Raw genomic sequence first — 6,349 nt, forward strand, 5'->3', positions numbered from 1 at the left:
AATTAAATATTTTATTGGATTAATTGTCTTATGTGCTTGCATGAGAGGAACTCATGCACAGCAGGTGTATAATTTTGCTTCTCTGGACTCCATCATCTTCGGTTGGATGGACAAAGGGTATTATCTGGGCGGTGCAATCTGTGTAATGAAAGACGATTCCGTTATTTTCCGGAAAGACTATGGTGATTTTACAGACAGTACGCAGGTGTATGTAGCTTCGGCTGGTAAATGGGTAGCCGCGGCAGTGGTGGCAGCCGTGGTCGACACGACGGCCTTGGACTGGGATGATCCGGTAGAGAAATGGCTACCTGAGTTTCGGGGAGACGTAAAGGGGAGCATTCCGTTGCGAAGACTGCTTTCGCACACGTCGGGCATTCGCCCGTATCTTCCTGACCCCCGGGTAGATAATTATAATCACCTGGATTCGGCTGTAGCGGAGATTTTGCCGCTGGATACGGTCTTTACACCGGGCACACGCTTTGAGTACGGCGGACTGGCCATGCAGGTGGCCGGACGAATGGCAGAGGTGGCTGCTGGAAAAGAGTTTGAGACGTTGTTCCAGCAGCTGATTGCTGTTCCACTGGGTATGCGGCATTCACATTTCACACCAGTCAACACCGACGGAGGACATGCACCGATGCTGGGTGGCGGACTCTGTACAACGCTGGCCGACTACATGCGTTTTCTGAAAATGATTTCGCACGAGGGGATATATGAGGGCAAACGTATCTTGAAGGTAGAAACGGTGCGTGAGATGCAGGCCGACCAGGTAGGAAACGCGCGGGTGATGCCCGGAGAATATGTGGAGCGGGCCCTTGGAAAGCATCACACGGGAATTTACGGGTTAGGAGAGTGGCGTGAATTACTGGACGAACAGACCGGAGAGGCGTATCAGATAAGTTCTCCCGGATGGGCGGGGGCTTATCCCTGGATAAACAAGCGCGAGGGAGTGTGCGGCTTTTTTATCGCCCATGTGCAGGGAGGCTCCAGCAAGGAAGATGGCTTCTCGTCATTTTACGGTAGTCCGGTCCTGTCGCGTACGGTATCAGAAATTGTAAGAACGAATAATAAATGAAAGAAAGATGAAAAGAGGAGTGTGTATATTATGGATGGTAATGGCCTGGCTACAGACGGTTTGTGCCGGAGAGTGGCAGTGGGCGGTCACATTGAAAGGTTTTGTATCGGAAGAGACGAAGAAGGAACCGGAGGCTTTCTTGTGGATACCGGAGAATTGTGAGCAGTTGTCGGCTGTGATGTGGAGCCAGCAGAACATGACAGAAGAAACATTGTTTGAGATGTCGTCTTTCCGTGATTCGCTGGCCCAAATGGGAGTGGGACTGATTTGGATTGCTCCCGGAATCAATCAGCAATGGGATGTGCGGAAAGGAGTGCAGAAAGTATTTGACCAGATGATGAATGACCTGGCGGAGGTGAGTGGATACACGGAGTTGAGTGAAGTACCTCTCATCCCTTTCGGACATTCGGCCATGGCCACTTTCCCGTGGAACTTTGCCGCATGGAGTCCGGAACGGACACTGGCGGTGGTGTCTTTCCATGGGGATGCGCCGCGTACCAACTTGTGTGGCTACGGGCGTGAGAACTTAGAGTGGGGACGGACGCGGAACATTGACGGCATCCCCGGGCTGATGATTGAAGGCGAGTATGAGTGGTGGGAAGCCCGGGTAAATCCGGCCTTGGCTTTTCGGATGATGTATCCGGAGAGCTGCATCTCGTTTCTTTGTGATACGGGCAGGGGACATTTCGATGTATCGGAACAGACGGCCCGTTACATTTCCCGTTTTATCCGGAAAGCACTGGAGCAACGCTTGCCTGCCGATGGCGGGAAGACGCTGAAGGAAGTGAATCCGGCTGCGGGCTGGCTGGTACAGCGCTGGTCGCCTGACGAACGTACAAAGCGTGCCACTCCTGCACCGGTGGCGCGTTACAAGGGGGATGTGCACGATGCCTTCTGGTATTTCGACCGTGAAATGGCAGAGCTTACCGAGCAGCGTTACAAGGAACATAAACTGAAAAGGATGCAGTATTTAGGTATCTGCCAGCAGGGGAAACTGGTGGATTATAATCCGAAACTGCATGCAGGGGTGATAATGAAGTTTCAGCTGGAAGCAGACGGATTGACATTCCGTTTGGGGGCTTGTTTTACAGATTCTCTTCGTCGGCATAGGGTAGAGGGACATGCTACAGGAAACATTCGTCTGGAAAAAATTTGTGGTCCGGTGGAGCAGGTGGATGATTCCACGTTTACGGTCCGTTTTTACCGGATGGGGATGTACAACCCGCGCCGCACGCCGGACATCTGGCTGCTGGCCAGTCATCTGGGCGACAAGCATTATAAAGGAACTGTGCAGCAGGTGAATTTGCGTATTCCTTATCGGCTGACGGAAGGAAAACGCCAGCATATTCTTTTTCCGGGAGTGGAAGACGTGAAGGCGGGAAGCGCGCCGTTGTCCTTGAAAGCGGTTTCCGACTGTGGCTTGCCCGTATATTACTACGTGAAGGAAGGTCCGGCCCGCATCACGGAGAACAATACGCTGGAGTTTACTCCGATTCCGCCACGGAGCCGTTTCCCGGTTAAAGTGACGGTAGTGGCCTGGCAGTATGGGCTAAAGGGAAAGGTACAGACGGCTGAACCGGTGGAGTGCAGCTTCTATATTTGTAAATATTACCTTCATGTAAACCGATAATAAATAGCCCTGACAGACTTCGCGTGTGGTGAAGCATGTCAGGGCTATCCTTTTGTATGAGCAAGAATGAGTAGCTCCTTTTATTTTTGCAGCATCTGGAACAGCTTGTCCAGTTTCGGCGACATGATAATCTCTGTGCGGCGGTTCTTGGCGCGACCCTCGGTTGTTTCGTTATCGGCCACCGGCATATATTCTCCGCGTCCGCTTGGTTGTATCTGTAACGGGTTGACCTTGTATTTTTCAATCAAGATACGTGCTACGGAAGTAGCGCGGATGACGCTCAGATCCCAGTTGTCCTTGAACTGTGCGGTATGAATTGGTTTGTTGTCTGTATGCCCTTCGATACATACGTCAATTTCGGTCTGCTTGTTCAATACTTCGGCCAGCTTTCCTAAAGCCTCTTCTCCACGTTTATCCAGTTTGGCACTTCCGGACTGAAACAAGAGCTTGTCGGACATGGCCACATAGACCTTACCGTTCTGCTCGCGTACGGTCAGTTCATCACTGCTGAAGCCGAGCAAGGCATCTTTCACACTGTTGAGTAAGCTTTGTACGGTAGCGTTCTGCTGGTCAATCATGCCTTGTAGTTCCTGAATAGTCTTTTCGCGGTCATCCAGTTCTTTCAGTTTTTCCCCTAACAAGGCATTCAGTTTCTCTTGTTCACTCATGTTGCTCGACAGCAGTTGCTGATAGTGCCGGAGGGAGTTTCCTTGCCGGTTGGTGTCTTGTTGCAGTCGGTCTATTTGTCCGCGCATCTTGTCCATTTCACTGTGACATTCGTTCAATTGTCCTTGCAGCTTGTCCCCTCTGGAGAGGGCTTCTATCCTTCCATTTTCCGCAAGAAGGAATTTTTTCTTAGTGACACACGAGGTGGTGCTTATCATCAGTACCCCAGTCAGTACTATTACATTTAATCTTTTCATAGTTTTATAGTTTTGTAAAAATGTGGTATTTATTTTTTATGTAGAGGACATCCGTTGCATCCGCTACATCCGCATTCGCATCCATTTGATTTCTCTTTTCGACGGATGAAGGGACGGAAAAAGTATCTGCCAGCCCAGAGAAGGCAGCAAGCTACGATGATGTATACGAGAAAGTCTTGAATATCCATATTGGTAATGATTTTAGATGAACAAACTACCTATCTGATAGACTCCAAATGCTACGAGCCATGCTAATACAGTGGTATAGATTGCGGCAAATATAGCCCATTTCCAACCTCCTGACTCCTGCTTGATGGCCGCTAAAGTGGCAATACACGGGAAGTAAATCAGAACGAACAACATGTATCCGTAAGCTACAAGCGGTGTGATAGGGATACGTTCGGAAAGGTCGACGGTATCAACGTCAGCTTCGTTGGTATAAAGCACTCCCAGAGTACTTACCACAAGTTCTTTGGCGCCGACTCCTGACAAAATGCCGATACCCATTTTCCAGTCGAATCCTAACGGCTCAATAATCGGCTCAATGGCTTTTCCCAGTTGGCCGATATAGGAATTTTCTTGCTGCTCAGCCGTGGTATCGTATGCCTCGTGATTAGGGTAGTATCCCAGGAACCAGATAATAATGGAAGCTACCATGATGATGCCACCCATCTTCTTGAGGTATTGTTTTCCTTTTTCCCACGTGTGGCGTAATACGACTTTGATAGTCGGCATGCGGTAAGGGGGAAGTTCCATCACAAAGGGGCTGTCATCACCTTTTACCAGGAACTTGGTGAAAATGCGTGCCATGAGTACAGCCAGCAGGATACCGATGGCATAGATGGACAACAGAATCAGACTGGCCTTGCCGGGGAAGAATGCGCCAATCATGACCAAGTAGATGGGTAGTCGGGCACTGCACGACATGAGCGGATTCACTAGCATGGTGACCAGTCGTGCCTTGCGGCTTTCGATGATACGCGACGACATGATGGCAGGAACATTACATCCGAATCCCATGATGAGCGGGATGAACGATTTTCCGTGAAGCCCCATCTTATGCATGATTTTATCCATGATAAAGGCTGCACGTGCCATGTAGCCAGAATCTTCCATAAAGGAAATGAACAGATAGAGTAGCAGAATGTTCGGCAGAAAGACAATCACGCCTCCCACGCCACCGATGATACCGTCAATAATTAAGTCTTTCAAGGGACCTGGATTCAGAAAGTTTTCCACCCCCTGCGCAATCAGGCCTACGAACCACTCGATGGCTTGCTGCGGATATTCTCCTAAGACGAAGGTGCCTTCAAACATGAAGTACAGGAAGATGAAGAAAATGGGGAATCCCCAGAAACGGTTTGTCACGATGCTGTCTACCACCCGTGTGAATGTTTCCGTATCATGGTTGTTTTGTGTGAAGGTCTCTTTTAGTGCTCCTGAGATAAATCCATATTTGGCATCGGCAATGCATTGTTCGCTGTCGTCGTTGCCCAGTCCGCGCAGGCGCTCGGCTTCATTGTCTCTGATTTCCAGTATTTCAGCTCCGTTAGGTAGGGGCGCGATGACACGTGTTTCTATATCCTTGTCATTTTCCAGCAGCTTGATGGCCAGAAAACGGGTAGAATATTTGTGTCGGATATTTTCGTTTTTACTGATTTCTTTTTTTACGTTGTCGATGCTTCGTTCAATTTCCGGTCCGTGGTTAATATGGATGTGGCGGATAAAACCTTTAGCGGTGAAGTTGTCTTCTTCGCCTGCCCCTTCATATTTATGTCCGGGCACGTAGGCATCGTGCCATTCGCGGAAGTCGCGGAGTATTTCGTTTTTGATTTCTTCTTTCTGCCCCATGAAGTCAGCTCCTTCGTATAGACCGATAATGACATGGAACAGGTTGTCAATGCCTTCGCCCGTACGGCTTACGGTCGGCACCATGGGGACTCCTAGCAGTTCGCTTAGTTTGTGGTAGTTCAGTTTGTTGCCGCTGTGTTGCAGGGCATCGTACATGTTGAGTGCTACCACCATGCGTACGTTCATATCAATGAGTTGGGTAGTGAGGTAAAGGTTACGTTCAAGATTTCCTGCATCTACTACGTTGATAATGACATCGGGTGTTTCTTCAATGATGTGTTTGCGCACATAGAGTTCTTCCGGGCTATAAGCTGAAAGAGAATAAGTACCCGGTAAATCCACCAGGCGGAAGTGATAACCTTGAAAATCAAAGAAACCCTCTTTGGCATCTACGGTTACGCCGCTGTAGTTGCCCACGTGTTCGTGTCCTCCTGAAGCCACATTGAAGAGTGAGGTCTTTCCGCAGTTTGGATTTCCGACCAACGCTACATTGATGGTACGCCGTTTTCCTTGTGCTATGTTTTTCATTACTTCATCGCTTACGGGAATACCTTGCGAAATAGGTTCATGGTAAGTATCTGTGGCAGCTGTACGTCGTGCTTCTTCTTCGCTGACGATTTCAATCATGTCGGCTTCCTGTCGGCGGAGGGATACTTCGTAACCCATTATTTTGTATTTGATGGGGTCTTTAAGCGGTGCATTAAGTACCACTTCCACTGTTTTTCCCTTAATGAACCCCATTTCAATGATGCGACGGCGGAATCCTCCGTGTCCGAGGACTTTGATGATGACGCCTTTTTCGCCAGTTTTCAATTCAGAGAGTTTCATGTTTTATTCACTGTTTTAATTCAATGCAAAGATAGGGCATTG

At 49.0% G+C, this 6,349-nt stretch carries 4 protein-coding genes; 2 read left to right on the forward strand and 2 right to left on the reverse strand.

Features of this window, described 5'->3' with window-relative positions:
* Nucleotides 1–40 precede the first annotated feature (40 nt).
* Both ACMJ0U_RS10465 and ACMJ0U_RS10470 read left to right on the forward strand, forming a co-directional pair.
* Entirely contained in the window at nt 41–1,075 is a 1,035-nt protein-coding gene (locus tag ACMJ0U_RS10465; RefSeq protein WP_417129872.1) for a serine hydrolase domain-containing protein, read from the forward strand.
* A gap of 7 nt (nt 1,076–1,082) precedes the next feature.
* On the forward strand, nt 1,083–2,705 hold the full coding sequence (locus ACMJ0U_RS10470) for a hypothetical protein (RefSeq protein WP_417129869.1): 1,623 nt from the start codon (nt 1,083–1,085) through the stop codon (nt 2,703–2,705).
* An 80-nt stretch (nt 2,706–2,785) separates the two neighbouring features.
* On the opposite strand, the gene ACMJ0U_RS10475 is transcribed toward ACMJ0U_RS10470, so the two are convergent.
* Together ACMJ0U_RS10475 and feoB are read right to left on the reverse strand one after the other, a co-directional pair.
* The gene (locus tag ACMJ0U_RS10475) at nt 2,786–3,628 is read right to left on the reverse strand and encodes an OmpA/MotB family protein (RefSeq protein ID WP_417129870.1); all 843 of its coding nucleotides are present in this window, start codon (nt 3,626–3,628) and stop codon (nt 2,786–2,788) included.
* A 201-nt stretch (nt 3,629–3,829) separates the two neighbouring features.
* A complete protein-coding gene (gene feoB / locus ACMJ0U_RS10480) occupies nt 3,830–6,307 on the reverse strand; it encodes a ferrous iron transport protein B (protein WP_417129871.1) in 2,478 nt (825 codons plus the stop codon).
* Nucleotides 6,308–6,349: the final 42 nt, after the last annotated feature.

The sequence above is a fragment of the Phocaeicola sp. genome (assembly GCF_048170425.1).
Taxonomy (GTDB): domain Bacteria; phylum Bacteroidota; class Bacteroidia; order Bacteroidales; family Bacteroidaceae; genus Phocaeicola.

What these genes read in the sequence shown, in the direction of transcription:
- ACMJ0U_RS10470 (WP_417129869.1), top strand. Translation starts at nt 1,083, where the DNA reads ATGAAAAGAGGAGTGTGTATATTATGGATGGTAATGGCCTGGCTACAG.
- ACMJ0U_RS10465 (WP_417129872.1), top strand. Translation starts at nt 41, where the DNA reads ATGAGAGGAACTCATGCACAGCAGGTGTATAATTTTGCTTCTCTGGAC.
- feoB (WP_417129871.1), bottom strand. Translation starts at nt 6,307, where the DNA reads ATGAAACTCTCTGAATTGAAAACTGGCGAAAAAGGCGTCATCATCAAA.
- ACMJ0U_RS10475 (WP_417129870.1), bottom strand. Translation starts at nt 3,628, where the DNA reads ATGAAAAGATTAAATGTAATAGTACTGACTGGGGTACTGATGATAAGC.